This is a genomic window from Acinetobacter sp. RG5 (assembly GCF_031844265.1).
Lineage (GTDB): Bacteria > Pseudomonadota > Gammaproteobacteria > Pseudomonadales > Moraxellaceae > Acinetobacter.
Genome location: NZ_JAUZUV010000005.1, coordinates 118,631 through 145,461 on the forward strand (window position 1 = coordinate 118,631; position 26,831 = coordinate 145,461).

A 26,831-nucleotide genomic window follows, 5' to 3' on the forward strand; every position below is an offset into this window, starting at 1 on the left:
TTGACCTTACCAATAATTATTTGACGCTGTTTGTCGATCCAATTTTTAAAAAATGGAGGATGTATGCCTTCCACAAAACCATCCTGTTTTGCCAATATCAATCCAAATGTTTTTATCAGTACTGTCGCCATTATTGCGATATTTTTAGCGTTGGTCGTATTTGCACCCGATGCTTTTTCAGTTTTTACCCAGCAACTGAACCAGTGGATTACCACGTCCTTTAGCTGGTTCTATGTATTGTCGGTGGCGATATTTATCATCCTTCTGGCTTATATTGCCCTGTCGGATATGGGCAAAATCAAACTGGGGCCCGAGCATAGTCAACCGAAATATAGCAGTGCCTCCTGGTTTGCGATGTTATTCACCGCAGGCATGGGGATTGGCCTGATGTTCTTTGGTGTGGCCGAACCGGTGATGCATTATGTTACGCCACCTGCCGGTGAACCGGAAACTGTACTGGCTGCACAACAATCTATGCGGGTCACCTTTTTCCACTGGGGCTTACATGCCTGGGCCATTTATACGCTGGTTGGCCTATCGCTAGCTTATTTTGCTTACCGGCATCAATTGCCTTTAAAAATTCGTTCGGCCTTATATCCGCTGATTGGTCAAAAGATCTATGGTCCGATTGGAGATGGCGTAGATACCTTTGCCACTATTGGTACGGTATTTGGTGTGGCCACCACACTGGGTTTTGGGGTCACACAGATCAATTCAGGCTTGAATTACCTGTTTGGTGTTGAACAGGCACCTAGCACTCAGGTGATTCTGATCATTGTCGTGAGTACCATGGCAGCGACTTCCGTATTTTTTGGATTAGATAAAGGAATTAAACGTTTATCTGAACTAAATTTGGTGCTTGCACTGCTGTTGCTGATCTTTGTCTTTGTGGCAGGTCCGAGTATTTATCTGTTACAGACGACTATTCAGAATGCCGGCCAGTATGTCTCTAATCTGTTTAGCATGACCTTTAATCTGTATGCCTATCAGCCAAGTGGCTGGATTGGCGGCTGGACCATCATGTACTGGGCCTGGTGGATTTCCTGGTCGCCATTTGTCGGGATGTTCATTGCCCGGGTCTCGGAAGGGCGCAGTATTCGTGAATTTATCGTGGGTGTATTGCTGATTCCGACCGGATTTACCCTGATCTGGATGGGTTTTATGGGCAATGCCGCGCTGTATAGCATTATGCATGAAGCCAATACCAGCTTGCTAGAAGCAGTTCAGCGTGATTCATCTGTGGCTCTATTCGAATTTTTAGCTAATCTGCCTTTTAGCTCAGTAACCAGTATCATTGCGACTTTACTAGTGATGCTGTTCTTTGTGACTTCTGCCGATTCAGGGGCATTGGTGACTGATTATCTGACAGCAAAAAGTGAAAATTCACCGACCTGGCAGCGTCTATTCTGGACCGTGCTCATGGCTTTGTTAGCCATCATCCTCTTGCTGGCGGGTGGCTTAGAAGCCTTGCAATCGGCCACGATCATGAGCGCCTTGCCATTTACCTTCATTATGCTGCTGATGTGCTGGGGATTAATCAAAGCCTTACATCTGGATGTTACCAAAATGCATGCGCTGCAAGCCGCACGGATTACCCCGCGTGCGATCCAGAATCCGCGCAGCTGGCAACAGCGATTAGGCCTGATTATGCATTATCCGCACACTCAGGAAGAGGTGCAGCAGTATATTCACAATACAGTGAATAAGGCATTTCTCAGCTTTCAAAGTGAATTGAAACGGCGCCGATTACAAGTGGTGATTAGCCCGCTAGAAGACGGTATACAGCTCCGTGTTGATCATCAGGATGAAATTAATTTTATCTATCAGGTCAATGCCACCCAGACTTTAAGTCCAAGCTTTATGGCTGAACTGGAGAATGCGAGCGTAGATTCCTATCAGGCAGAAGTCTTTTTAAGAGAAGGTGGGCAGGGTTATGATGTGATGGAGTGGACGCAAGAAGATCTATTGCAGGATATCATTGATCAATATGAACGTCATTTGCACTTCTTAAGTCTGGTACGTACACCTGAGTAAACGAAGTCATAAAACAATAAAAAAGGACGCAATATGCGTCCTTTTTTGATTCAGAATCTAATCAGAAATTAGAAACGGAATTTGGCATTTACACCAATCGTTTGTGTATCCAGTGCTTGGCCTTCAGCATTTGCATTTACATAAGATGCGCCAACTGCAACAGCAGGAGTGATGAAGTAGTTTACGTTCGCGCCCCAAGCTTTGTCTGGAGAACCAGCAAAGCTAGATTCCATATAAGATGCGCCAACGCTTAACTGTGGGTTAAGGAAAAGAGTTGTACCTAAGTTGTAGGCAGTATCTTCACCATAAACCAGGCCACTTTCAAAACCAATTGACATGTTAGTACCGTCAATCGCGCCTACATATTTAGTGCGGGCAGTGATTGCGTCTTGGTCTTCATTGATTGTGCCAGATTCAAGAGCAGCTTTAGCAACACCGTTGTTAAACATGTTGAAAGCATCATAAGAAGTTTGGTCAGCAACGCTGGTATAACCCACAGCAACCAAGAAGTTAGGGATTAGTAATGCACCTAGTTCTAATGCATAACGGTCACCATTGCCGTCTACGTCGCCCGCTTTGTTATCCGCGATGGTATGGCTATAAGAAGCGCTTGCATAAGCAGGAACAACGTTAGTCGGGATATACGCTTCACCTTTTACACCGAAAGTATGGTGCACAGTGCGGTCACCAAATTCTTGTCCGTCTTCGCCGTATGTATAAGCAGCAGAAACATTAGATGCTTGGTTTAAAAAAGCAGCTTCAGCTAAAGGACCTTTAGAAGCATCAACATTGTTGAAGTAGTAAGTACCTTGAACTGCACCAGTGAAGTCTTGTTCATTTGCAGTGTTGTCGATGAACTCTGATTGACCTTGAACTTCAAATTGATATGCTTGAGCACCGGTCATGGCTAATAATAAAGCAGTGGCTAAACCGAGTTTTTTCATGATATTTACCGTTTTGTTACAAGATGTGTACAACTTTTGAACATATTGTATTGTAACAATTTATTAAGTCAATCCAATTCGAAATCGCTATTTTTTTAAGCTAAATCATTGTATTAATTTTGTGTAAAATTCAAGTATTAGGCTCCGAACCTATTTTATATAAAAACTCTTGTATAACAAAAATCTAGACTTTAAATATAGAATCGGGACTAAAGATTAAGGAGAAATTATGTTATTATTTCAATCAATTAATACGATTAATTATAATATATATATCTATTAAAACAATTAATAATAGGTGAGCTAATTCATAAATTTGTCAAGAAGTGCAAGGTGTCTGGCGCCTCATGTCTTGATTGGATTGCTTGATTTTAAAGCATCATCAGCTTGGGTCTTAGAGTAGATGTCTGTTTTTTGAGCTAAATGGGCATGTTTTATAATCTTGACTTAAGCAATCGGCTTTACATTTTCAGGGGAATTTTACATAATATGAAAATCAAGTTAGAGTTCACATTTTCATAGTGATTTAGCCTGATTCTCCACAATTTTTTGTTTTATCGCCCAGCTTTCCCCAAGGTTGGGCTTTTTTTTGTCCCGTATTTTTTAATTCAGATCATTCTGTTTCTGAAAAAACCTTCAACTCAAAACAAGATGAGAAAAATAAATATTAGAATAATTTTAAGCACCAAAATAGTGCATATTGAAAAGTAAAAATAGAGGTCTAAAATTCAATAGCTAAAAAAAACCCCGATTTTCATAGAAAATCGGGCTTTTTTCGCCAAAATTTGCGGGTAAACTAAAATATCTGCTGAGGAATAATTTAACTCGCCCTAATGCGGTGCATTATGCACCTATTTGTTGCAGGTGTAAATAGTGCAGAAAGCAAGTTTTTATATTTTTTAGCTGCTTAAATTCCCTTGCTTTTGTAAGACTTTATAGGGAATTGTGGTTATGAAACCCTGCATTAAAGTTTCAAATGAACTAACTTAAGTATCTGAAAATAATAGATGATAAAAATTCATTAAAAACATAAGTGAAGTAAGACTAAAGGCTTTAAGACCATCCTGTTTTATTTGTATAATAATCAATCTATTTAGCTTTGCTTGTCATATTGGGGCGTAATACAACAGCATGAATACCTTACGCTCTGAGTGGATCAGTAAACGTTTGTACTGGTCGATGTCGATTATTATTTTATGTTTACTTTGCATCTGCATTCCCTTAATTGTGAGTAGCAGTCAAAGTTATTTAAAATCCAGACAAACTTATCAACAATTGAATGCCTTACAGCAGGTCGCTGATCTGGCAAATAAAATTTCGCGTGAGCGTGCGCCTGCCAATAAAGCCATGTCTAGTTCAGTACAGGAATTTGCCCAGCATCAGCAAGAGTTAATCAGCTATCGAAAGCAGGTGGATCGGCAGCTCTCCCAGACGGCTGATGTCTTGAGGGAGGTCGGGTTTAACAACCTGAATCAGCAACTTTCACAGCTTGAAAGTAGTTTGAAAAAGGGGCGTGCACAGGTTGATGCCTATACCCGGATGCCGCGTCAGCAACGCAGTGCGCAAGAACTTGATCAGGCAATTCTGGCCATGTTTGCTGCCTGGGAAAGTTGCCGTGAACTTTTGCGTGACGTGGCAGTGGCTTCAGATAGCTCATCGACCCCTCTGAATAACTATATTAGCCAGATTCTATTTTTATCTGATTTACGTGATCAGGCCGGTCGTGTGGCCTCGTCTATCATGGCGCATGTGACTTTTGAAGCTCCGCTTCCCACTGAAAATATTACCCGCTCTTTACAGACCCAACATCAGGTGCGTTATTTGTGGGCCTTGATTGATACCATTCAGCCTGTTCAAGATAAAACAGAGGAGTTCATTCGTTTACATCGACGGGTAGAAACCGAGTTTATTCAGCAAGGCTTACCGATTGTGAGTGAACTGATCAGTGACAGTCTGGAGCAACGTGACTACCGTTTGAGCGGAACAGAGCTGACTGAAGCGATGGTAGATAAATTTGCGACTGTGGTAGACCTGCAAACTTACCTACTGCAATACAGCAGAGATGCCGCTATTCAGGAAATGAACAGCAATATGCAGCGTTTGATCTGGAGTGTACTGGTATCGCTGATTTCATTACTGACCGCGATTTCAACCATGATTTTTGCACGTAAACAGGTATTCCTGCCGCTGATTCAGGCACGCCGCATGTTGTTGAGTTTGTCTAAAAACTCGGGTCGTCAGAAAATTGATATGCGGCTGCGTGAAGTGAATCATTCTGATTCCTTATTCGCTGCCATTCAGAAATTGCAACAGATGTTGCAAGAACGTGATGCGCTGGAATTCCGTTTAAAGAATATTGCTCATTCCGATTCCTTGACCGGATTATCGAACCGTTTCGCGCTGGAAGAATATATCCGTTTTATGGAAAATCAGCCGGGTCAATTGAGTCAAACCTGTTTGATGATTATTGATATTGATCATTTTAAACAGGTGAATGATCAATATGGGCATATTATTGGCGATCAGGTGATTCGGCTGGTGGCCGAGCGTTTACAGGCTAATGTCCGTGCTACAGATTTGCTGGTGCGTTATGGGGGCGATGAATTTCTGGTGCTGATTGAAAATATCCAGATGCAGCAGGCATTGATTGTGGCCGATAACATTCGGGCTGAAGTGGCTGAGCGTCATATTGTGACTGCAGCAGGAGACGAGATTCAGATTTCGGTCAGTATTGGGGTTGCCATTGGTGCCGTGTCTTGGATGGCTTTATTGTCAAATGCAGATGATGCTTTGTTTGCAGCAAAGGCCAAAGGACGTAATGCGGTGGCAGAGGTTTAAATTCTTAGCCCAGTACTTTTTAATTTAAATTTAAGCAAATTTATTACTCTTAGATGCTAATAAAGATGAAACCAGAAGAAAGATTAGAGCAAATATTTAGAGAAAGTGATAATAAAGGTATGGCTATCGCTATTACTGGATCTTGGGGAGTAGGTAAAACTTTCTTTTGGAATAAGTTTAGAAAGAATAATCCAAATAAAAAGAAATATGTGTATGTTTCTTTATTTGGGTTGGAGTCATTAAGTGACTTAAAAACTCATATTTATAGTCATATTGAAAATAATAGCTCTGCCATTGAAATTCCTCGATGGATAAGAGGGCTACCCTCTATTCTAAAAGAGACCAAAATTTCTCAATTTGGTATTAGCTCCTCAGCAAAGATATTTGATAGTTTAATGTTTAATCAAGTTAAAGATGCCATTATCTGCTTTGATGATTTTGAACGTATGTCGAATAAACTTGATATTAAAGATGTAATGGGTTTAGCGAACCAATTGAAATTAGAACGTAACTGCCAAGTAATTTTAATTTTAGATGAGTCAAAAACTGAGAGTGAAAATAAGAAAAAATATGCTGCGTACAAAGAAAAGTTAATTGATGAAGAAGTTAAAATTAATTCTGTAGAACCTTTAATTCGTGCAAATACAAAAGATATAGATAAACCATTAGGTGATTTAATGGTCAAATTTGCAAATGAATTAGAGATTCATAATTTTCGATTTTTCCAAAAAGTTATTAAATTGTTTGGAAAATTCACAGAGCAACTACCAAAAGAGGTTGCATATTCAACAAAAGAAATTATTTTGGTTCGAGTATTACAAGGTTATTTTATTGAAGATTTTGGTAAAAAAAATGATTTAACATGGGAAGATTTTTCTACAGACAATGCTGTTGATTTGATGAAGATTAATGAAGATAGTAAACAAAATAATGACAAGTTGGTAATATTGAAAAAATTACAAAATTTACCTTATTTGTTTATATTTGATCATGATCGATGGCTAGTAGAATTCAGGAAATGGTTTGATCAAAAAGGAGCGCCAGACTTTCAAGAATTGAATGCATTAGCTAATTCAGATTTAATTTCTGAGAAAAATAATTTAATTAGAAAAGATCTTGGTAGATTAATGGATCAATGGCGTAATTTACAAGTTGATCCAAGCTATTGCGAAGAATTATATAAAAAATCAAAAGAGTCTTTAAGGTTTAATGATCTAGAAAGTTTAGATTTTCATTGTTTCTTATTAAAAAAATTTGGGCGGAATGACCTTTCTAAAAAATTGAAAAGAAAAATTCTGAATTGGCTTATTCAAGCATTGCCAAAACATTATGAGCAGATTTGGGATGATGTTACAACATGGGGTTATAAAAAAGAGAATTTACTTCATTGGTATGTGAAACGTTGGAAACGGCAAAACCCATCGGTAGGCTTGCCCTCATTATTTGACATATTAAAAATTTATATTTTAGATAGAGGCGTAAAAAACAAAGCTAAATTAGTATTAAGGTCTGCTTCCCTACAAGATTGGGAGAATTTTATTTTTAGTGAGTCAACATATGATTTAGAGTTAAAATCATTAACGAAAGGCGAGTTAATGACAATTATATTGAAGCAAAATATAGATTCGACTTTAACTCCATTGATAAAGCAAAATATTGAATCAATTTTAATGAAAAAGCTTAGTTTGAGCACTGATCAAGTGAATAAGAAAAATATTGAATATGTAATAGAAAACTTTAAAAAAGAAGGGCTCTTATGAGCCCTTTCTAAATCACTTCAACAACGGCTTCAAGAATTTACCCGTATGTGACGCTTTCACTTTCACGACCTGTTCAGGCGTACCTTCCGCGACAATCATACCGCCACCTGAACCACCTTCAGGGCCTAAATCCACCACCCAGTCGGCAGTTTTAATCACGTCCAGATTATGCTCAATCACCACGATGGTATTACCCTTGTCACGGAGCTGATGCAGGATATCTAGCAGTTTGGCAATATCATGGAAATGCAGGCCCGTGGTCGGTTCATCCAGAATATACAGGGTTTGACCGGTATCACGTTTGGCCAGCTCACGCGCCAGTTTCACCCGCTGCGCTTCACCACCAGAAAGAGTGGTAGCAGACTGACCCAGACGGATATAACCCAGACCCACCTGATGTAATGTTTCCAGACGACGGTGAATCACCGGAATCGCATCAAAGAAATGCATGGCATCTTCAACGGTCATCTGCAAGACATCGGAAATATTCTTGCCCTTATAGTTCACTTCCAGCGTTTCACGGTTATAGCGTTTGCCATGACAGGCATCACATGGCACATACATATCCGGCAGGAAATGCATCGCCACCTTGATCATGCCGTCACCTTCACAGGCTTCACAGCGGCCACCTTTCACGTTAAATGAGAAACGACCGGCGGCATAACCGCGTGCCTTGGCTTCCTGAGTTTGGGAAAACAGTTCACGAATCGGGGTAAATAGACCGGTATAAGTTGCCGGATTTGAACGTGGGGTTCGTCCAATCGGACTCTGGTCAATATCCACAACTTTATCGAGGAACTGCAAACCATCAATCGATTCAAACTTTTCCGAAGTTAAAGTGGTGGCACCATTGAGCTGGGTCGCCGCCAAAGGTAACAAGGTACGGTTAATCAAGGTCGATTTACCCGAACCGGACACTCCGGTAACACAGGTCATAATACCTAAAGGAATGGTCAGATCGACTTTTTTCAGGTTATGCCCGGATGCCCCCATCAGCTTGATCTGTTCTTCAGGCTTAGGTGGTTGAATCCGTTTTTTCGGCACTTCGATTTTTAATTTGCCGGATAAATATTTTCCGGTCAGCGAGTCAGGATTGGCCAGAATTTCATCATAAGTCCCTTCGGCAATCACATGCCCGCCATGTACACCCGCACCCGGACCAATATCAATAATATGGTCAGCGGCACGAATCGCATCTTCATCATGCTCGACTACCAAGACGGTATTGCCCAGATCACGCAGACGGATCAGGGTCTGTAACAGACGGTCGTTATCACGCTGATGCAAACCAATTGACGGCTCATCCAGCACATACATCACGCCCATCAGACCGGCACCGATTTGTGAAGCCAGACGAATTCGCTGTGCTTCACCGCCCGAAAGGGTTTCGGCAGAACGGGACAGACTCAGATAATTCAGGCCAACCGATACCAGAAAATGTAGACGTTCACGGATTTCCTTGAAAATCTTGTCGGCGATTTCACCGCGTGCACCTTCCAGATGAATGCCCTGATAATAACTTTCAGCATCGCCGATCGACATACGGGTAATATCGGCAATGGTTTTGTCCAGAATTTTCACATTACGCGAAATTTCATTCAGACGTGAACCATCACAGGCATCACAGGCGGCATTGGACAGATATTGCGCCAGATCGTCACGGACATAATTACTTTCAGTTTCACGATAACGGCGTTCCAGATGCGGCAAAATTCCTTCAAAAGGAATCACCCGATTATGGCGACGGCCACGTTCATCGATATAGCTCAGATCAATTTTTTCTTTGCCGGTGCCGTACAGAAATTTCTTCTTGGTGTCGGCATCCAGTTCATTCCACGGCGTTTCTAGCGAAAAACCAAAATGCTCGGCAACTTTCTGGATCATGCTGTAATAGTAAGGACGCTGACGGTCCCAGCCACGAATCGCGCCTTGGCTAACGCTGACTTCAGGATTGGGAATCAGCTTGTCGGCACTAAAATGGCTGCGGGTTCCCAAACCATCACAGACCGGACAGGCGCCAAAAGGGTTGTTGAACGAAAATAAACGCGGTTCCAGTTCAGCCACCGCGCGGTCACATTGCGGGCAGGAGTGCTTGGCTGAAAACACGCGATCGTTATGCTCGCCCTTCATCCAGGATAAAATCGCGATATCACCACCAAGACGCAGCGCGGTTTCAAAACTTTCTGCAATACGGTTACCCAGATCATCACGAATCTTAAAGCGGTCGACCACCACTTCAATGGTATGTTTTTTCTTTTTATCCAGCTCAGGTGGCGGATCAATTTCCATAATCTCGCCATCGACGCGGGCGCGGACAAAACCCTGACTTTGCAGCTGTTCAAACAGTGCCGTGTATTCGCCCTTACGTTCACGCACCACTGGTGCTAACAGTAAAAGAGCAGTGCCTTCTTCCAGTACCTTAACAGCATCGACCATTTCAGTGACCGTCTGTGCCACCATCGGCAAGTCATGTTCAGGGCAGAATGGTGTACCGACACGTGCATAGAGCAGACGTAAATAGTCGTAAATTTCAGTAATAGTGCCCACAGTAGAACGAGGGTTATGACTGGTAGATTTCTGTTCGATCGCAATCGCTGGACTTAGGCCCTCAATCGAATCCACTTCCGGTTTTTCCATCTGGGAGAGGAACTGACGGGCATAGGCAGACAGCGATTCCACATAACGGCGCTGACCTTCGGCATATAAGGTATCAAAGGCAAGCGAGGACTTACCTGAACCAGACAGTCCCGTAATCACCACAAACTTGTCGCGTGGTATATCAAGGTTCACATTTTTCAGGTTATGGGTACGTGCGCCTCGAATACGGATGTGGCTTTGGCTCATGCAAGGATCCTAGAATATTCATCAAAAACCCTTATATGATACCGGATGAAAAATGTTCAAGTGCAAATAAAAGTATTTTAAACGTCAAGTTATGTCGGTGATTGGTCAATTCATCACAACATTAACAAACGCAGTAGTCGATTGCCTAAATATTCACAATGATCATGTACAAGGCCAATACCTAATAAGCCATTGCATAATGGCGTTCAAAGATAGACTCGATCTCTTCAAAGCAGCGTTCACGTGACACATCATGATGCAGACGTGCATAAAAATTGACTTCATTTTCCAGAATGTGCAGGAAGTCCTCATAGTCTTTTTGGAAAAAATCCAGGTCGAGCAAATCGTTACGTCGCGCCTGATGACAGCGATACTTTTCAATAAATTTCAGCAGATGTTTCTGGATATGCGTGTTGGTATGGTAAATCAGATAAGTCGCTGCCGAGCTACAATCTGGACAGCCTTGTTCCAAATAGATTTCTTCATTATTGAGCCAGCAACATTGCAGGGTAAAAAATGCCCGAATCGCTTCGGTGCCTAAAGTGTGCATATCATCTGCCTCTTTCCGGGATTGATTTTATTAATTGATAATTATTCTCAATTATTGTTCGGCAATTTGGGGCTTATAGCTAGGTCTAGCGTACCGGCCAGTTCTATCCTTGTTTTTTTCAGACTAAGCCGTTTTTATGATCGGTTTATGACAGTAGAAATTTTTTGATCAGCTATAACCAAAAAGCCCTGTCTTAAACAGGGCTTTTTTTATTCGTCCGTCTTATTCATCCAGACCAGGCCACTGGCGTTGCTCAAAGGCACTGTCCCAGAACAACCATTCCAGACGGGCCGCATGCGTATAAGCTGCATGCATTTTTTCTAGTGTATCGGCATCAACACGCGCCGCAACACGGTCAACGGTCGCAATCACATTCCGCACCGCAGTGTGGAATTCCTCTCCTGAATAGGTATCCACCCAGGCTTGATATGGATTATTCGGCGCAGAGTTGTCGACAATATCTTTACCAACTTCGGCATAAATCCAGAAACAAGGCAGCAACGAGGCCAGCACCACCGGGTAGCTTTCTGACCAGGCGGTCGAAGTCAGATAAGAAGTATAGTGATGACATGCCAGCGTCAACGGTGTCTGCTCAAATTGCTCTTTGCTAATGCCAAAATCTTGCATAAAGCCATCATGCAGGCTACGTTCCACCACAATCGCAATTTTGGCTGCCTCGGCAAACTGGATTACATCGTCCGCTTCAAAAGCTTTGGCGGCACACACGGCCAGTGCACGGCCATAGGCCAGTAAATAATGCGCATCCTGAATCACATAATGACTAAAGGCTTCACGGCTTAAAGTACCTTGTGCCAGTTGCTGATTAAAGGGCAGGGCCAGGGTCTTCTGATAAAGTGTGAGATTACGTTGCCATACCTCTTGTGAAAAACTCATGCTGAAAATCCTTCGCAGTTCAAGTTAAACCATGCGGCACTATAGCAAAGATCGGGCTGTTTAAAAGATCGGCAAATTTTAAAAACAGAAAATAAGATAAAACGGCTCAGGAAGTGCTTTGGTTTATGCGCTAAAAGTTTCATAATTAGCTTAACTTTTCCTATTCGTATTGCTGCTCTTTCGCAGCCATACATTTATTTAATTTATCCAAGGTCGTTGTGTATGTTGAAACATTTTGGTTTCTCGATTGCATTTTCGATCGTGTGTCTTGGTTTGTCTGCGTATTGGGGTTATACCCATGGTCCTGACGCAGGCCTGCAAACCATGCTCACAGCGCTAACCATCACCGCTATTTTAGCGATTATGGAAGTGTCGTTGTCCTTTGATAACGCGGTTGTTAATGCCTCAGTCCTACGGGGTTGGGATCATTTTTGGAAAATGCTGTTCCTGACAGTCGGTATTCTGATTGCAGTTTTCGGGATGCGTTTGATCTTCCCAGTGGTCATTGTTGCAGTGACTGCAGACCTGGGCTTTATGGAAGTGGTACGTCTGGCCCTGAATGATCCGAAAGAATATTCAGCACGTTTAATGGCACATCATCCTGAGATTGCTGCTTTTGGTGGTGCTTTCCTGTTGATGGTATTCCTGAACTTCTTCCTGGATGAAGAAAAGGATACCCACTGGTTCAGACGAGTAGAACGCCGTTTATCCAACCTGGCCAGTGTTCCGGCGATGTCGGTCTTTATTGCACTGGTGGCCTTGTTAATCATGGCAGCCAATGTCGATGAAGCCAAGCGTCTGGTCGTGACCATGGCCGGAATCTGGGGTATTGTGATTTATATCGGGGTGCAGGTGCTGAGTCATATGCTCGGTGGTGAACCTGAAGTGGATGAAAATGGCAATGCAGTTCGTCATGATGAAAATGGCGTACCGACGGGTGTAGTGAAAGCCGGTATTGGTGGTTTCCTCTATCTAGAAGTCCTGGATGCCTCTTTCAGTTTTGATGGCGTGATCGGTGCCTTTGCGATTACCTCAGACGTGGTCATCATCATGCTGGGTCTGGCAATTGGTGCGATCTTTGTCCGTTCAATGACGATTTATCTGGTTGAGCAGGGCACATTGGATGCCTATATCTACCTGGAACATGGTGCGCATTATGCCATCGGTGCACTGGCTTTCATTATGATTGCCAGCGGAACCGGTCTGCATGTACCAGAAGTGGTGACCGGTCTGATCGGTGTGGCTTTTATTGTCTGGGCAGTATTCGCCTCGATTCAGTACAAGAAACGTCAGGCAGCTTTAGACAAATAAAGCACTGTCCCTGAATGAAAGCGTAGCTCCGGCTGCGCTTTTTTTGTTTTTAGATTGGCATCATCTTTATTTCAAATAAAATTCATGTCTTATTAATGAGCTGAATGTCCTATAATCTGGGCTCCAGATTAATTAACCCAATCGCCATAATTTATGATGAATGCTTTAGAACGTCGTTCAACCTTTGCCCTGAGCAGTATTTTTGCACTGCGCATGCTGGGGTTGTTTATGATTATCCCGGTGTTTTCTGTGGCAGGGCAGGCATATCAATATGCGACGCCTGCACTGATCGGTTTGGCGGTCGGGGTCTATGGTCTGACCCAGGCACTGTTACAGATTCCATTCAGCCTGATTGCGGATCGTTACAGCCGTAAGCCACTGGTGGTTTTAGGGCTGCTATTATTTGCGCTGGGCGGTGCGATTGCGGCCATGTCGGACACCATTTATGGCGTGATTATCGGCCGTGCAATCGCTGGCGGTGGTGCGGTATCGGCTGTGGTGATGGCACTGCTGGCAGATGTCACCCGTGAAGAAAACCGTATGAAAGCCATGGCAATGATGGGCATGAGTATCGGCCTGTCCTTTGTGGTGGCCTTTAGTCTGGGGCCTTGGCTAACGGGTCTGGTGGGCATCTCGGGATTATTCTGGGTGACTACGGTGATGGGCCTGGCGGCGATTGCCATGCTGTTGATGGTGCCGAAAGTCACGCGGCATCATCAAAACTTTCAGCAGGGCTATCTGGCACAGTTGAAACAGGTAATCAAAATCGGGGATCTGAATCGTCTGCATGTGTCGGTCTTTACCCTGCATTTATTGCTCACCGCCATGTTTATCTATGTGCCTTCACAGCTGATCGAATTTGCTGATCTGCCACTTTCCAGTCATGGCTGGGTATATTTGCCGCTGTTGGTACTGAGCCTGTTTTTTGCTTTTCCGAGTATTATCCTGGCAGAAAAATACCACAAAATGCGGGCGATTTTTCTGGTGGCCATTATCGGTATTATTCTGGGTTTAATGGTGATGGCATTTGGTTTTGAATCCAAATATGTCTTGCTGATTGGTTTAGGGTTGTTCTTCATTGCCTTTAATGTGATGGAAGCCCTGTTGCCGTCTTGGTTGTCGAAAGCGGCACCGATCCAGTCCAAAGCGACGGCAATGGGCGTAAATGCCAGCAGCCAGTTTTTAGGGGCTTTCTTTGGCGGTATGATTGGCGGACAATTGCTGCTGCTAAACAATACCTCGATGGGCTGGAGTATCCTGACAGGAATCGCGATCATCTGGCTGCTGATGAGTTTTGGCCTGGCTCAGCCACGCTATCTGTCATCGCTGGTACTGCGATTGCCGGAAAGCAGACAAACTGACGAATGGACTTCTCAGCTTTTGGCGATTCGTGGTATTGAAGAGGTCGTGGTGATGTCTGAACAGCAAGTTGCCTATGTAAAAGTCGATAAACAGCAGATTGATGATGCTTCGCGACAACAATTAACGCACTTGTTAGGTAAAGAGGTAGCCATTTAAGCATAACTCTTATAAAGTAAAATACAGAAATATATAGGAAGTAAACGGCAAATGCGTGGTGTAAATAAAGTTATTTTAGTGGGTACTTTGGGTAAAGATCCGGAAACCAAAACTTTTGCAAATGGTGGCTCTCTCACTCAATTCTCGATCGCAACCAGCGATTCGTGGACAGATAAAAGTACCGGTGAACGTAAAGAACAAACGGAATGGCACCGTATCGTGTTGCATAACCGTTTAGGTGAAATTGCGCAGCAATATCTTCGTAAAGGCTCAAAAGTATATATTGAAGGTTCATTACGTACCCGTCAGTGGACTGACCAGAATGGTCAGGAACGCTATACGACAGAAATCCGTGGTGAGCAAATGCAGATGCTAGACTCTAGCCGTCCTCAAAACGATCAGGGCGAGAGCAGCTTTAACCAGCCACGCTTTAATAACAATAATCAGGCGAACAACAACCAAGGCGGTTATGGCAATAACCCGCAATCGGGTTATGGTTCAGCGCCACAGCAAGGCGGTTTTAACAACAATCAGGGCGGCGGTTATGGCAACAATAACCCGAGTGGTTTTGCGCCGAAATCTGCACCTGCTCCAACAGCAGCGCCTGCAGCAGATCTAGATGATGACTTACCATTTTGATTTATCAGAACGGTAAATTATCATTAAAACCCACCTGAATACGGTGGGTTTTTTATATCCTCGAGATTTATATTAAGTTTGAATAAAGCCCGACTTATTAAAAGAATCATAAATCTTAAAACATCAGGTTGCTTTTGATGGGGACAACTCTGCATCGAGAAAATAAATAAGATAATAAATACCGATAGAAATTTATGATCTAAAAAAGCGATCATTTTTATAAAAACTTGCGGTTTTACCTATTTTAAAATTTTTCGTATTCTAGCTTCACAAGATAAGCAATCCCAGAAATAAGCCAGAGGAAATATCTCATGAGTTTAATCAATACTGAAATCAAACCATTCAATGCAACTGCTTACCACAATGGTCAGTTCATCGAAGTTTCTGAGCAAGACCTGAAAGGTAAATGGTCAGTGGTGTTTTTCTATCCTGCAGATTTTACCTTTGTTTGTCCAACTGAATTAGGCGATCTTGCTGATCAGTATGCTGAATTCCAGAAAATGGGTGTAGAAATTTATGGCGTGTCTACCGATACTCATTTCACCCATAAAGCTTGGCATGATACCTCTGACGTGATTGGTAAAATCCAGTATCCATTGATTGGTGATCCAACCTGGACTTTGTCTAAAAACTTCGAAGTATTGATTGAAGCCGAAGGTCTGGCAGATCGTGGTACTTTCGTGATTGATCCAGAAGGTAAAATCCAGATCATTGAAATCAACGCGGGTGGTATCGGCCGTGATGCACAAGAGCTTCTGCGTAAAGTGAAAGCTGCACAATATGTACATGCGCACCCAGGTGAAGTTTGTCCGGCAAAATGGAAAGAAGGTGAAGCAACACTTGCTCCATCAATCGACCTGGTGGGTAAAATCTAATTCAAACCTAGTTCTTTGAAGCAAAAAATCCAGCACAAGTTGCTGGATTTTTTATTTTTTTAGTTTAGAGATTTATGAATTCTAGACAAAAACATCATGCCATTTGATTTCTATTTGAGAACAAAATGAGAATTGAGGAATTGCACTCTATACTTTTTAAGCGGCTTATGCGAGGCAATCAAGTAAGCGCAATACCCTGCTGCATGATTGACTAGGCCTGAAAACAAAGAAGCCTCTGCTTTCGCAGAGGCTTTTATTTTATAAGGCGCTGTAGTTTCTTGTCGTTTTAAACAATTTTCGCATAAACGCATCTGAATGGAACCGGATGAATTTATGGTTTTCTTATGCTGCGAATCATAGGTATTTAAAAAGTATTTGTCAACCAAGGATTATAAAAATGGTTAATTAAATTATTTGTTTTTAAAGCGAATTTTCAAGTTTTTAGATAAAAATATGAATAAAATCTTAGATTTGATGGAATTTTAACTAAGGCAGAAAAATGAATAAAAAGCAGGTGAAATTGAACAAAAAGGCCTTTACGAAAAACATATATTCTGGAAGATTTTAATAACCTGTTTGATTGGCGCATGGTACATAATTTCTGTAGTTTTTCAATGACGGATGATCAGTTTGGATATCGCAGTAATTGGTAGTGGCATGGCCGGACTGGCTACAGCCAGAATTCTCCAGGACGCAGGGGATCACATCACGATTTTTGAAGCACTTCCAGGTCGCGGCATGGACAGTCATAGCCTTGAATTTGAAGGGGGCCTGATTGACGCACCTTTACGTGTGATGAACCCCTATCTGTGGAAAAACACCCTGAGTCTAGCCACACATCTGGGCATTAAAACTTATCCGGTGCGGACCTATATGGCCTGCAGCTGGTTATTTGAAGATAAAACTGAAACCTGGCTGACCACATCGCGTAGCCGAATTGGCAATATCCCGATCATCAATAACCGGAAAGGCCTGCAACAATATGGCTGGCGTCTGGTCAAAGGCCTGTTGCAGTTAAAAGTTGCATTGACCAAATTCTTTAAATCGAAAAATCAGGACATCAGCCTGGCAGAATTTATCAATCGTAACGAGATTGAAGAAGTGTTCTGGCACGGTGCGGTGATGCCGGTGCTATATACCATCTGTACCTGCAATCCGAAAACCATTGGTGAATGGCCAGCTAAACCGTTGTTAATTTTTCTGCGTCAATTAACCGATGGCGATGCTTTACTGCGTCTGCAAGGCGGTACACCGGCACTGGTCGACAAGCTGATTGAAGGCATTCAGATTGAAGACGGTTCAGCAATTACACTGGTACAAGAGCAGGGCGATCAGGTCAAAGTGGAAAATGCGGCCGGTTATTCAAAACTGTTTGACCGGGTGATTGTCGCAACACCGACCACCAAAATTGAGCAATTCCTGGATCCGGTACAGTTTGCCAGTGAAATTGAATTATTGAAGAAATTCAAATTCGAACAAGGCGAACTGGTGATTCATACCGATGCCAGCGTAATGCCGCCAAAACGTAAAGACTGGGCCGTACTCAGCTATATGATGGACCGTAAATTTACCCGTCAGCAATTTACCGTGTGGCTTAACTCGATTGAACCTTCTTTGGTCGGCAAGTCGGCCGTGTTTCAGACCTGGCGTCCGGTAACCGACATTGATCCGAAGAAAGTGATCAAATCGGTCATGCTGACGCGTGCAGTGGTCGATGCCAATACCGTGGCACTGAATAAGGAATTGCAGCAACGTCATCTGGATGCCAACCGTAAGGTCTTCTTCTGTGGCTCATGGTCATGTGACGGTTTGCCAATTCTGGAATCGGCAGTGACTTCAGCGATGAAAATTGCAGAAATCTTTGGTGCGCCTTTACCATTTCAGGGTTTAAAACCTGTGGTCGAGGTTGCTCCGCAACTGGGTTATTAATCCATGCAATGGCTTCAGGCACTGCGTCAGCGTCTTCCCCAGCACAAGTATGCAATCGATGCCGCTATGTTGGGCGATCATGCACAATTGCCCTGGAGCAATTTAGGGTATTGGCAAGCAGGTCAGCAGGATTATGCGGCTGCCTGTCGAATGCTCGCCGATCACCTTGCGCAATCTGTAAATTTAAATTCAAAAGATAAACTGCTGGATTTAGGCTGTGGTCAGGGCGCCAGCTTGCTGTACTGGCAACAACACTATCAGGTGCAATATCTGGCTGGTGTCGAGCTACAGGCTGCTTGTGTAGCTAATATTCAGCAACATCTACCAGAACTGAATGCTATTTATCAGGCATCATTTTTGCGTTTAAAAGAATTGCCATTTTCCCAGCGTTTTGATGTGGTGCTGTGTCTGGATGCAGCTTATCACAGTCCTGTTCCTGTATTTTTGGAGCAGGTCCATAGTGTTTTAAATTCAAATGCGCGGATTGGTTTTCATCATCTGGTTTTGTCCGAGCGTTGGGAAAATTTAAATGCATTACCACGGCGTAAATATCAGTTTTTATTGAAATCTGCCGATGTGAATTTAAAAGATTTAATGACAGTGGGTGCATTATATGCCTGTCTGGATCGTTTTGAATTTAAAAATATCCAGATTCAGGATCTGTCCGAGCCGGTATTTTCAGGCTTTGCGGATTATGTGCAAAAAACTTTGAATTCAAAAGCATCAGATGATCAGGCTCAAGGTTCAAAACTGGATCATTTTAAAATTCAGATGACAGCGAAACTATGCCGAAAATTATATCAGGAAGGGATTGTGAGATATGTGCAAGTGACGGCACAATCGAAGCACTAGAAAGTGCAAGAAGACTCAGCTGAAAATACCAAAACCCAGAAACATCAAAGCCTCACTAAAAAGCGAGGCTAAGATATGGTGCCGGCACACGGATTCGAACTGTGGACCTACTGATTACAAGTCAGTTGCTCTACCAACTGAGCTATGCCGGCATGGTGGAGTGCATTTTACAGATTTTTTTTGGTCACGCAAGCCAAAAAATAACCGTTCAATCAGTTTCGGCAGGATTTGTTTATTTTGACCGGATGGATGAAAAGTTCTGTTTTTGACTATGTGCAAAGAAATGGCCCATATATGCAGATATGGGCGAGGGTGAAAGCATAGGATTTGCTATGAATATGAGTCGGTTGAAAGGTTTATCTGTTTTTCAGGATGCGATCTAATTCTTGTGCACATTCCTCTAAAGTAAAGGCCATATCAAACTGCATTTGAGGTTTGAGTTCTTGAGCGAGGCTTCTCCACTGTTCGATGAGTCTTAAGGCTTTTTGAATTTTATGTTTATTGATGTCCTTGGCAATGGTTGGGGTATAACCGCCACGTTTTGCATTTTTAATCTGTTTGGCATAGTTTGCGCTGTTATTCATGTTCGCTCTCCGAATAGCAGTGTATCTATTTTTTAACTTCAAATTTGAATGGCTCGCTTCACTTGGTTATTTCTTTCTATCCTTTGGTTTTTATTCTCCTTTTAGTTGATTTATAAGCAACATAACATAGCTTTGATGACAATAAAATTAAGCTATTTTTGTGCCAGTTTTTTTTTGAACACATAAATAAAAACCTGAAATAAATGGCGTACAGAAACTGCACAATTTATCAGTTTTTTGGCTGATGAAAAATGAAGATTTTTAAAAAATAGAATTAAGCGCAAGCATTGAATTAAAACAGGTTTTTATAAGCGATGAGGTGTGTAAATTCAATGATTTGCATAAGACGATGGATAACAATATTTTAAGATCTAAGCAGATGATTTTTTTTACTGATGGGATGATGGATAAAATTAAATATAAAAAAACCCGAATCATGTGATTCGGGTTTTTAAATTCTGGCGGTGAGAGAGGGATTCGAACCCTCGAAACGCTATAAACGTTTACACACTTTCCAGGCGTGCTCCTTCAGCCACTCGGACACCTCACCATAGGCCGAGGATAATAGCGAAAAAAACCAGCTGTGCCAAGCTGAAACAATTGATTTGCGGAAAAACTTTTAATGCGGTGCTATGATTCGCAAAAATGCTTGTTAAAAACGAAGACAATATATGCAAAGCACTGCACAAAAGGCAGCTCTCCCGGTGATTACACTGGCTGCGCTTGGGGTCGTTTTCGGAGATATTGGTACCAGTCCGCTCTATGCACTGCGCCAATGTTTCCTCACCGCACATCTTGCCATTAGCGAAGCTTCTGTACTCGGCATCCTGTCCCTGATTTTCTGGTGCATGATGCTTACCATCAGCTTTAAATATGTCATGGTAATCATGCGTGCTGATAACAACGGCGAAGGCGGGATCATGTCACTGTTGGCATTAAACCTGCGTACCACACGAATCTCTGATCAAAAGAAAATATTCCTGATTGCTTTGGGTTTTGTCGGCGCATCGCTATTTTTCGGTGACGGGATTATTACCCCGGCAATCTCCGTGCTCTCAGCCATTGAAGGCCTGAGTATTGCCACACCCATTTTCAATCAGTGGCTGGTGCCTTTATCCATCGGGATTTTGGCCGGGCTGTTTATGGTTCAGCGACACGGCACAGCCACGATGGGCAAGTTTTTTGGACCTTTAACCATGCTCTGGTTTTTGTCGATTGGCGGTTTTGGTTTGTGGAGCATCATCCAGACCCCGTTTGTACTCTGGATGGTGAATCCCTACTGGGCCTATCATTTTGTGGTCGATCAGCCCTATGTGGCTTTTCTGACCATGGGGGCGGTGATTCTGACCATGACTGGGGGTGAAGCGATTTATGCCGATATGGGGCATTTTGGCCGTCTGCCGATTCGTCTGGCCTGGTTCATTATTGTCTTGCCATGTTTATTGCTGAATTATGCCGGGCAAGGCGCCTTGTTACTGCGTAGTCCTGAAGCACTGGCGAATCCTTTTTATATGCTGCTGCCCGACTGGGCCTTATTTCCGATGATTGGACTGGCGACTGCAGCGGCGGTGATTGCCTCACAGGCGGTCATTACTGGGGTATTTTCTATGGTCAATCAAGCCATTCAATTGCGTTATTTGCCGCGCCTGTCAGTCAAGCATACCTCTGCATTGGAGCGTGGCCAGATTTATCTGCCTTTCATTAACTGGATGTTGTTTATCTCGGTGCTGATCCTGATTTTACTGTTTGAAAATAGTGCCAATCTGGCCAGTGCTTATGGCGTTGCGGTGACCATGACCATGCTCTGCGGCACCATTTTGATCTCGATTCTGGCCTATGGCTTCTGGCGTTGGCCGGTCTGGAAAGTAGCGTTATTTGCTGTACCATTCCTGGCACTGGATTTAGTCTTTGTGGCCTCAACGTCCTTGAAAATCGCTTCGGGTGGCTGGGTGCCAATTCTGATTGGTGCGGTACTGTTTACGATTCTCATGACCTGGAAAGACGGGCGTGCGTTGGTACTGAACCGGCTGGAACAGGATGCCTTGCCGATTGATCTGTTTATTAAAAGTATTTCGATGGGGGAAGGCACCAAGTTTGTGCCAGGCGATGCCATTTTCCTGACCGGTACACCAAATATTGTTCCGCATGCCATGTTGCATAATATTAAGCACAATAAGGTCTTGCATGAACGCAATATCATGTTGACGGTGATTACCCGGGATATTCCTTTTGTTGACAGGCAGGACCGGATTGAACTGGAAAAACTGAGTGAGCATTTTTACCGGGTGTTTATCTATTATGGTTTTAAGGATCAGCCGAATATTCCGGAAGCTTTACAACAGGCCTATGAGCAATGGGATTTTGAATATGACCTGATGCAGATCAGTTTCTTTATTTCACGTGAACGGATTATGCATACTGTGGGTGAGGGCATGGCACCATGGCGGGAAAAGCTGTTTATTTCTATGCAGCGCAATACCAGTCCGGTCAGTGATTTCTATCAGATTCCACCCAACCGTGTGGTTGAGCTGGGTACCCAGATTCAGATGTAAATAAAAAGCATAAAAAAACCAGAGGCACACTCTGGTTTTTTTATGAGAGAAACAATAAATAAATGAGCTTCAGATTATTGCTCAAGTTCTACCGCAGCAGGCACTTCAGGTGCAGCATTCAAAGGTTCTTCCATCAGCACTGGCTCTGCATCAGATTGAGCCGCAATTTCACTTTGTTCATTGCTCACATCTGCTTCAGTCACAGCCGCTTGTTGCTGTGCTTCAGGCATCGGTTGTTCTGAAGCAATAGCTGCTTGCTGTTGCTCTTCAGACATTGCTGGTACAGCTGCTTGTTGTTCTTCCAGTGCTTGTTGTGGTTGAGGCGTCGTCATAGACGTGCTGGCTTCTACTTCTGATTCAGTGGCTGGTTCAACCAGATTGGCCGGCACCTCTGCTTCATTCATACCTGGTTCTGTGACAGGTGGTTGAGGAGAAACAGTACCTGAATTTGGTGCCTGAGTCATTGCTGGATCATTGGGCATTGGTGCCTGTGTGTTTGGCATGGCTGGTTGCGGTGCTGCTGCACGCGGATCGACCAGACGGATCTGACCAGAATTCACCAAGCTTTCTAAAGAGGCTTCCTGACCATTCACCTTGGTACTAATTTTAGCTTTAGACAAGCTTTCAAGTGTTTCACCTGGTTGAACTGGTGGCTCGGCAAATGCCGCTACGCTCATCACACTTGTGAATAATCCTAAACCTAATGCTTTAGAGAGTTTGGAATTCATGATTGACACCATTGCTAATAATTTTACGAATTGAGATAGGCCGTTAGCTTTACACACTCAATCTACTGGGCCAAACAAAGCTACGCAAACACCGAGAAACCTCATTTAAAAAGAAATAAAATTAGACAGTTTGTTACAACTAGCCGGGGTTTTGGATACTTATTGTTTATTTAGTAAACGAATGGTAGGGCCAAGATATACTTCACTTATACAGCTTGTTAAGCTCGGTCAAAATCTGTATTGATCTAAAAAGTACGTGTAAGAATGGCCAAGAAGCAGCGTAAATCCAAGAACTCTTTTTCTCAGTTTTTAAATGATAATAGTATTAAAGTCATTCTGGGCGTGGTGGCTTCGAGCAGCTTCGCCATCGCTTTTGGTCAGGAAAAAATCAGTCAGTGGGTGTCACTATCCTCTTCCAGTGATTCTGCCTGTCTGAACCAGTTTTATCGGGATGTGCCGCCATATTTGATAAAAGACAGCCTGAAAAAAGACAGCTATTCACTGTGTTTTAATGGCTTTAATGTCGGTTATTCCGGGGTATCTAAAACGCCACTTTGGGTCGCAGAAGCCTTAACGCCAGCACGCTTAAGCCAGAAAATTCCCCGTGAAGATAATTTTCATGAAGAAGATCGGGTCAGTGCGAAGCATCGTGCCACATTGGCGGATTATCGCGGTTCAGGTTATGACCGCGGTCATATGGCGCCGAATGCGGATATGCCTAACAAGGCTGCGCAGTCTGACAGTTTTTCAATGGCCAATATGGTGCCGCAAGCGCCCAAGAATAATCAGCAAGTCTGGCGTGAGCTGGAAGAAGCCACTCGTGCCATTGTGACCAAGCAGAAACAGGATGTTTATGTGGTAACCGGGCCGGTCTTTGCCGGGAAGAAGCTGAAAACCATTGGCAATGGCGTGATTGTGCCAACCGCGGTCTATAAGGCGGTTTATATGCCGAAAACCGGTGCTATTGGTGCTTACTATGCACCGAATGACAATTCACTGAAAGTGCGTATTGTCAGTGTCTGCTATCTGGAAGAACAGCTTGGAATTAACCTGTTCCCGCAGCTTACCGAAGAACAGAAACGCAATACCTATAAGCTGCCACTGACTGGAAATGCCGTAAAAGCCAACCAGAAAATTGAATACTCTAATTGGGATGCAGAAAGTCAGTGTGCCAAAGAGGTTTCTGAAGAAAACCTGCAGGCATTACAACGCGAGTTTAAGTCTTCCGGTTCAAGCAGTTCGGCCTCCTCTGCGACTGGCGGTGCGATAGACAATGCAACGCAAGATGCCATTGTGAAACAGCTGATTGATGCCTTGTTGCAATATATTTTGCACCTGTTGAAATAAGCTTGCTGAAAAAACCGGGATTCGGGTAGCATCGACATCAGACGTTCATTGAAAATAACAAAGACAGGTAGAAGAGGATATGTTTAAAGCATTTGAAAATGGCAGCGAATCCCATGCCATTCATGATCTGACTTTGGAAAATGATCTGGACTGCGTCAGCCTGTATGGCAACTTGCAAATCACCAAGGATCAGCAGGGACTGAAAGTGGCCAAAGCCTTGCAGGCTTTTCTGAATGATGTGGTACAACAACTGGAAAACACGCAGGACTTGCCAGAAAAAATTCAGCGTGATGATCTGGATGAAATTGAAAATCCATTTTTATAAGCATTTTTAAGCGCGATGATCTGCATGCTCCATGTGAAACATGCAGAAAAATGGTATTTGGAAATCCTGGCTTTTTAGAGGGTTTTTATTAAAAAGCCTAATTTTCTGCTCCCACAATATCTCCAAACACCAGCCAGAACGTGCCGAGCAATTCGGGAAGATATCTACCCATATTTTAATTCCTTATTTTTCTATCTATCATCAGGTGATAGGGGACAGGGATTAAAATCGTCAACCCTGCTTGAAGCCCGTATATCAAACGAACATGCTGGTAGTTTAAGCAGCTGGCATATTCTGTTGGCGCCACTGCTGCGGTGTCAGCTGGGTCCATTGCTTAAAGGCACGCTGAAACGCACTTTGTTCAGAATAACCCAGTAACATGGCAGTCTCCTGCAAACTCAAGTGCGGATCTTTCAGATATTGCATAGCCAGCATGCAGCGAATCTCCTGCATACATTGCTGATAAGTTTTGCCCTGTTTTTGTAAATGGCGTTGTAACTGACGCACGGAAAAATTCATCTGCTCGGCAATATGTTTGATCTGGAACAGGTTTTTTTGCAGGCCAATTAGAATCGCCTGTTGCAGCTGCTGATCTACCAGAGTGGAGTACGGGAATTTTTCTAATAATGCTTTGGCCTGTTGCATCAGCAGTTTTTGCAAGGTCTGGTCGCCCTGTTTCAGTGGTCTGGACAGTTCACTGACATGCATCAATACCTGATTTCTCGCTTGAGAAAAGCGGACTTTACATCCGAAATACTGCTCATAGAGTGCAATATTTTTAGGCATTACATGCTGGAAATGAACTTCATATAACTGAACCCCGTGCGGGTTCTGAACATTGGCTTTTACGAATTCCGTCATTAGCGCAATCGCGATTTCATCGGTCAGTTGGGTATTCAGATGAAAGGGAACTTCAACCCAGCCAATCGACAGATAATCGCCTTGCCATTGCAGCTGAAGTGGGCCGCCATCATAAATCAGACGATGATAATCATGATAGCGCATAAAGGCTTCACCCAAGGTCTCACTTGAGAGTGCCAGATAGCCAATAATACCGAGGTGTTTAGCTTCAACCAGTTGGGCGATTTCCAGTCCTAACGCCGGTCGTTGCAGCTGTTGATCAAGCGTCGTTAACAAATCACGCCACAGGGCGAAATCAAAGCGTTCCAGATTTTGAATGGCCAATAATTTCTCAGGGACTTCAAGCTGTTTCAACTGATAATAGTCCAAAAGTAAATGTCCTAAACCACCGTATACTGAACCTACGTAGTTTTTTAGAACCAGCATTTTTAATTCTTTTATTTTGTCGTATTTTGTCAATCATATTGAATATTTTGGTCAATATCTAGTCTTTTATTTAGCCTATATTAAAAATAGACCAAGAGGTAAAAGATTATGTGGAAAGGTTTTCTGGCAGGACTTGTCGTCGCAAATGGATTTGAATGGTTTGCACATAAATATGTATTGCATGGTGTTCACCAGCCGGGACAGAGCCGTTATAGTCCGGTACCCGAGAGTATGCGCTCACATTGGGAGCATCACCGGATTGTGCGAAAAACGGAATTTTCCGATTTCGGCTATGTAGAAGGATTGGACAACTGGCGTACCCGCAATGAAATTGCCTCACTGGCAGTCGTTGCGACCGTCTTTGGACTCAGTTTTTATCCCTTCTCCAAAGGCATGTCACTGGCCGCCCTGTATAGTGCAGGCAACTATTATTATTTACATCGCCGGGCTCATCTGGAACCAGAATGGGCCAAAAAGAAATTACCCTGGCATTATGATCATCATATGAATAGTAATCAGGATGCCAACTGGTGCGTCACCAAGCCCTGGTTTGATTATCTGCTCGGTACCCGTGTGATTTCCTCGGCAGATTTGCAGGAACAGAATCCTTTAGGTTTGAGCTTGCCTGCACCGATCTCGAAAAAATTGAACCGCTGGGCAGAACAATATTTTCTAGTTAAATCGGCCGATGCTTACTCTAAGATGACGAAAAATACTGCAAAAAATACGGTAATGAAGCAGTTAAATACGCAGGTTATGGAGTAAAACAGGGCTTTGTCGTGATTTGTCAATAAAATACGATTGTATTGTCAATATTGTCCTGTGGATTTCACTTATAGTTGCTCACGTCGGTGAGCAAAGCCTCATACTGATAATGTTTCTGGGTGTAATGAGTTATTTTGAATACCAAGTGCTGTAGTCTTATCTTGGTTTTATAGGGAGTCGAAAGACTCCTTTTTTTTGTCCCGTATTTGCTGTGTTGTTTTATTTAAGGCATAAAAAAAGAGTGTTTATAAAAAC

Annotated in this window: 20 protein-coding genes and 2 tRNA genes; 13 read left to right on the forward strand and 9 right to left on the reverse strand. The window is 43.1% G+C overall.

Annotated features, from left to right (window positions below; genetic code table 11):
• The first annotated feature begins 63 nt into the window (after nucleotides 1-63).
• Nucleotides 64-2,034 carry a choline BCCT transporter BetT gene (locus Q9R21_RS07330; RefSeq protein WP_311204031.1) on the forward strand — a complete coding sequence of 657 codons (1,971 nt, stop codon included), beginning with the start codon at nucleotides 64-66 and terminating at the stop codon, nucleotides 2,032-2,034.
• A gap of 68 nt (nucleotides 2,035-2,102) precedes the next feature.
• On the opposite strand, the gene omp33-36 is transcribed toward Q9R21_RS07330, so the two are convergent.
• Nucleotides 2,103-2,978, reverse strand: a complete 876-nt coding sequence (gene omp33-36, locus Q9R21_RS07335; RefSeq protein WP_224217009.1) for a porin Omp33-36 — start codon at nucleotides 2,976-2,978, stop codon at nucleotides 2,103-2,105.
• Between the two features lie 1,131 nt (nucleotides 2,979-4,109).
• On the opposite strand from omp33-36, the gene Q9R21_RS07340 reads away from it, so the two are divergent.
• A complete protein-coding gene (locus tag Q9R21_RS07340) occupies nucleotides 4,110-5,816 on the forward strand; it encodes a GGDEF domain-containing protein (RefSeq protein ID WP_311204032.1) in 1,707 nt (568 codons plus the stop codon).
• Nucleotides 5,817-5,881: 65 nt separating this feature from the next.
• Complete coding sequence (locus tag Q9R21_RS07345; protein WP_311204033.1) at nucleotides 5,882-7,576, forward strand: P-loop NTPase fold protein; 1,695 nt, start codon at nucleotides 5,882-5,884, stop codon at nucleotides 7,574-7,576.
• A 12-nt stretch (nucleotides 7,577-7,588) separates the two neighbouring features.
• On the opposite strand, the gene uvrA is transcribed toward Q9R21_RS07345, so the two are convergent.
• The 3 genes from uvrA to tenA form a co-directional block, all read right to left on the reverse strand.
• Nucleotides 7,589-10,420 carry an excinuclease ABC subunit UvrA gene (gene uvrA, locus Q9R21_RS07350; RefSeq protein ID WP_311204034.1) on the reverse strand — a complete coding sequence of 944 codons (2,832 nt, stop codon included), beginning with the start codon at nucleotides 10,418-10,420 and terminating at the stop codon, nucleotides 7,589-7,591.
• 181 nt (nucleotides 10,421-10,601) lie between these two features.
• The gene (locus tag Q9R21_RS07355; RefSeq protein WP_004729209.1) at nucleotides 10,602-10,970 is read right to left on the reverse strand and encodes a hypothetical protein; all 369 of its coding nucleotides are present in this window, start codon (nucleotides 10,968-10,970) and stop codon (nucleotides 10,602-10,604) included.
• Nucleotides 10,971-11,192: 222 nt separating this feature from the next.
• A complete protein-coding gene (tenA, locus tag Q9R21_RS07360; RefSeq protein WP_180180825.1) occupies nucleotides 11,193-11,864 on the reverse strand; it encodes a thiaminase II in 672 nt (223 codons plus the stop codon).
• 222 nt (nucleotides 11,865-12,086) lie between these two features.
• Here tenA and Q9R21_RS07365 point away from each other — a divergent pair, with 222 nt between their 5' ends.
• The 6 genes from Q9R21_RS07365 to Q9R21_RS07390 all read left to right on the forward strand — a co-directional run bounded on the left by Q9R21_RS07365 (nucleotide 12,087) and on the right by Q9R21_RS07390 (nucleotide 18,988).
• Entirely contained in the window at nucleotides 12,087-13,175 is a 1,089-nt protein-coding gene (locus Q9R21_RS07365) for a DUF475 domain-containing protein (RefSeq protein WP_311204035.1), read from the forward strand.
• Nucleotides 13,176-13,328: 153 nt separating this feature from the next.
• The gene (locus Q9R21_RS07370; RefSeq protein ID WP_311204036.1) at nucleotides 13,329-14,693 is read left to right on the forward strand and encodes an MFS transporter; all 1,365 of its coding nucleotides are present in this window, start codon (nucleotides 13,329-13,331) and stop codon (nucleotides 14,691-14,693) included.
• Nucleotides 14,694-14,744: 51 nt separating this feature from the next.
• Nucleotides 14,745-15,332 (forward strand): single-stranded DNA-binding protein, encoded by a 588-nt coding sequence (gene ssb / locus Q9R21_RS07375; RefSeq protein ID WP_004281391.1) that lies wholly within the window; start codon nucleotides 14,745-14,747, stop codon nucleotides 15,330-15,332.
• A gap of 311 nt (nucleotides 15,333-15,643) precedes the next feature.
• Complete coding sequence (ahpC, locus tag Q9R21_RS07380; protein ID WP_004278673.1) at nucleotides 15,644-16,207, forward strand: alkyl hydroperoxide reductase subunit C; 564 nt, start codon at nucleotides 15,644-15,646, stop codon at nucleotides 16,205-16,207.
• Between the two features lie 621 nt (nucleotides 16,208-16,828).
• Nucleotides 16,829-18,136: an FAD-dependent oxidoreductase gene (locus tag Q9R21_RS07385; protein ID WP_311204037.1), complete on the forward strand. Its 1,308-nt coding sequence runs from the start codon at nucleotides 16,829-16,831 to the stop codon at nucleotides 18,134-18,136.
• A gap of 3 nt (nucleotides 18,137-18,139) precedes the next feature.
• Entirely contained in the window at nucleotides 18,140-18,988 is an 849-nt protein-coding gene (locus Q9R21_RS07390; RefSeq protein ID WP_311204038.1) for a class I SAM-dependent methyltransferase, read from the forward strand.
• Nucleotides 18,989-19,064: 76 nt separating this feature from the next.
• Here Q9R21_RS07390 and Q9R21_RS07395 read toward each other — a convergent pair.
• The 3 genes from Q9R21_RS07395 to Q9R21_RS07405 all read right to left on the reverse strand — a co-directional run bounded on the left by Q9R21_RS07395 (nucleotide 19,065) and on the right by Q9R21_RS07405 (nucleotide 20,122).
• A tRNA-Thr gene (locus tag Q9R21_RS07395) sits at nucleotides 19,065-19,140 on the reverse strand.
• 204 nt (nucleotides 19,141-19,344) lie between these two features.
• Nucleotides 19,345-19,572: a hypothetical protein gene (locus tag Q9R21_RS07400; RefSeq protein ID WP_004647282.1), complete on the reverse strand. Its 228-nt coding sequence runs from the start codon at nucleotides 19,570-19,572 to the stop codon at nucleotides 19,345-19,347.
• A 459-nt stretch (nucleotides 19,573-20,031) separates the two neighbouring features.
• Nucleotides 20,032-20,122 (reverse strand) — tRNA-Ser (locus tag Q9R21_RS07405).
• Between the two features lie 121 nt (nucleotides 20,123-20,243).
• Here Q9R21_RS07405 and Q9R21_RS07410 point away from each other — a divergent pair.
• The gene (locus Q9R21_RS07410) at nucleotides 20,244-22,124 is read left to right on the forward strand and encodes a potassium transporter Kup (protein ID WP_005105382.1); all 1,881 of its coding nucleotides are present in this window, start codon (nucleotides 20,244-20,246) and stop codon (nucleotides 22,122-22,124) included.
• A 74-nt stretch (nucleotides 22,125-22,198) separates the two neighbouring features.
• On the opposite strand, the gene Q9R21_RS07415 is transcribed toward Q9R21_RS07410, so the two are convergent.
• Nucleotides 22,199-22,852, reverse strand: coding sequence for a hypothetical protein (locus tag Q9R21_RS07415; RefSeq protein WP_253173731.1), 654 nt, complete (start codon nucleotides 22,850-22,852; stop codon nucleotides 22,199-22,201).
• Nucleotides 22,853-23,116: 264 nt separating this feature from the next.
• On the opposite strand from Q9R21_RS07415, the gene Q9R21_RS07420 reads away from it, so the two are divergent.
• Nucleotides 23,117-24,199: a DNA/RNA non-specific endonuclease gene (locus Q9R21_RS07420; RefSeq protein WP_311204039.1), complete on the forward strand. Its 1,083-nt coding sequence runs from the start codon at nucleotides 23,117-23,119 to the stop codon at nucleotides 24,197-24,199.
• Nucleotides 24,200-24,278: 79 nt separating this feature from the next.
• Nucleotides 24,279-24,524 carry a hypothetical protein gene (locus tag Q9R21_RS07425; protein ID WP_005105385.1) on the forward strand — a complete coding sequence of 82 codons (246 nt, stop codon included), beginning with the start codon at nucleotides 24,279-24,281 and terminating at the stop codon, nucleotides 24,522-24,524.
• A 276-nt stretch (nucleotides 24,525-24,800) separates the two neighbouring features.
• On the opposite strand, the gene Q9R21_RS07430 is transcribed toward Q9R21_RS07425, so the two are convergent.
• Nucleotides 24,801-25,811, reverse strand: a complete 1,011-nt coding sequence (locus tag Q9R21_RS07430) for an AraC family transcriptional regulator (protein ID WP_168730628.1) — start codon at nucleotides 25,809-25,811, stop codon at nucleotides 24,801-24,803.
• Between the two features lie 108 nt (nucleotides 25,812-25,919).
• On the opposite strand from Q9R21_RS07430, the gene Q9R21_RS07435 reads away from it, so the two are divergent.
• Complete coding sequence (locus Q9R21_RS07435) at nucleotides 25,920-26,576, forward strand: hypothetical protein (protein WP_311204040.1); 657 nt, start codon at nucleotides 25,920-25,922, stop codon at nucleotides 26,574-26,576.
• Nucleotides 26,577-26,831: the final 255 nt, after the last annotated feature.

Bases quoted from the DNA above. Each gene is read 5' to 3' on its own strand.
- Q9R21_RS07330 (WP_311204031.1), top strand. From the start codon at position 64: ATGCCTTCCACAAAACCATCCTGTTTTGCCAATATCAATCCAAATGTT.
- omp33-36 (WP_224217009.1), bottom strand. From the start codon at position 2,978: ATGAAAAAACTCGGTTTAGCCACTGCTTTATTATTAGCCATGACCGGT.
- Q9R21_RS07340 (WP_311204032.1), top strand. From the start codon at position 4,110: ATGAATACCTTACGCTCTGAGTGGATCAGTAAACGTTTGTACTGGTCG.
- Q9R21_RS07345 (WP_311204033.1), top strand. From the start codon at position 5,882: ATGAAACCAGAAGAAAGATTAGAGCAAATATTTAGAGAAAGTGATAAT.
- uvrA (WP_311204034.1), bottom strand. From the start codon at position 10,420: ATGAGCCAAAGCCACATCCGTATTCGAGGCGCACGTACCCATAACCTG.
- Q9R21_RS07355 (WP_004729209.1), bottom strand. From the start codon at position 10,970: ATGCACACTTTAGGCACCGAAGCGATTCGGGCATTTTTTACCCTGCAA.
- tenA (WP_180180825.1), bottom strand. From the start codon at position 11,864: ATGAGTTTTTCACAAGAGGTATGGCAACGTAATCTCACACTTTATCAG.
- Q9R21_RS07365 (WP_311204035.1), top strand. From the start codon at position 12,087: ATGTTGAAACATTTTGGTTTCTCGATTGCATTTTCGATCGTGTGTCTT.
- Q9R21_RS07370 (WP_311204036.1), top strand. From the start codon at position 13,329: ATGATGAATGCTTTAGAACGTCGTTCAACCTTTGCCCTGAGCAGTATT.
- ssb (WP_004281391.1), top strand. From the start codon at position 14,745: ATGCGTGGTGTAAATAAAGTTATTTTAGTGGGTACTTTGGGTAAAGAT.
- ahpC (WP_004278673.1), top strand. From the start codon at position 15,644: ATGAGTTTAATCAATACTGAAATCAAACCATTCAATGCAACTGCTTAC.
- Q9R21_RS07385 (WP_311204037.1), top strand. From the start codon at position 16,829: ATGATCAGTTTGGATATCGCAGTAATTGGTAGTGGCATGGCCGGACTG.
- Q9R21_RS07390 (WP_311204038.1), top strand. From the start codon at position 18,140: ATGCAATGGCTTCAGGCACTGCGTCAGCGTCTTCCCCAGCACAAGTAT.
- Q9R21_RS07400 (WP_004647282.1), bottom strand. From the start codon at position 19,572: ATGAATAACAGCGCAAACTATGCCAAACAGATTAAAAATGCAAAACGT.
- Q9R21_RS07410 (WP_005105382.1), top strand. From the start codon at position 20,244: ATGCAAAGCACTGCACAAAAGGCAGCTCTCCCGGTGATTACACTGGCT.
- Q9R21_RS07415 (WP_253173731.1), bottom strand. From the start codon at position 22,852: ATGAATTCCAAACTCTCTAAAGCATTAGGTTTAGGATTATTCACAAGT.
- Q9R21_RS07420 (WP_311204039.1), top strand. From the start codon at position 23,117: ATGGCCAAGAAGCAGCGTAAATCCAAGAACTCTTTTTCTCAGTTTTTA.
- Q9R21_RS07425 (WP_005105385.1), top strand. From the start codon at position 24,279: ATGTTTAAAGCATTTGAAAATGGCAGCGAATCCCATGCCATTCATGAT.
- Q9R21_RS07430 (WP_168730628.1), bottom strand. From the start codon at position 25,811: ATGCTGGTTCTAAAAAACTACGTAGGTTCAGTATACGGTGGTTTAGGA.
- Q9R21_RS07435 (WP_311204040.1), top strand. From the start codon at position 25,920: ATGTGGAAAGGTTTTCTGGCAGGACTTGTCGTCGCAAATGGATTTGAA.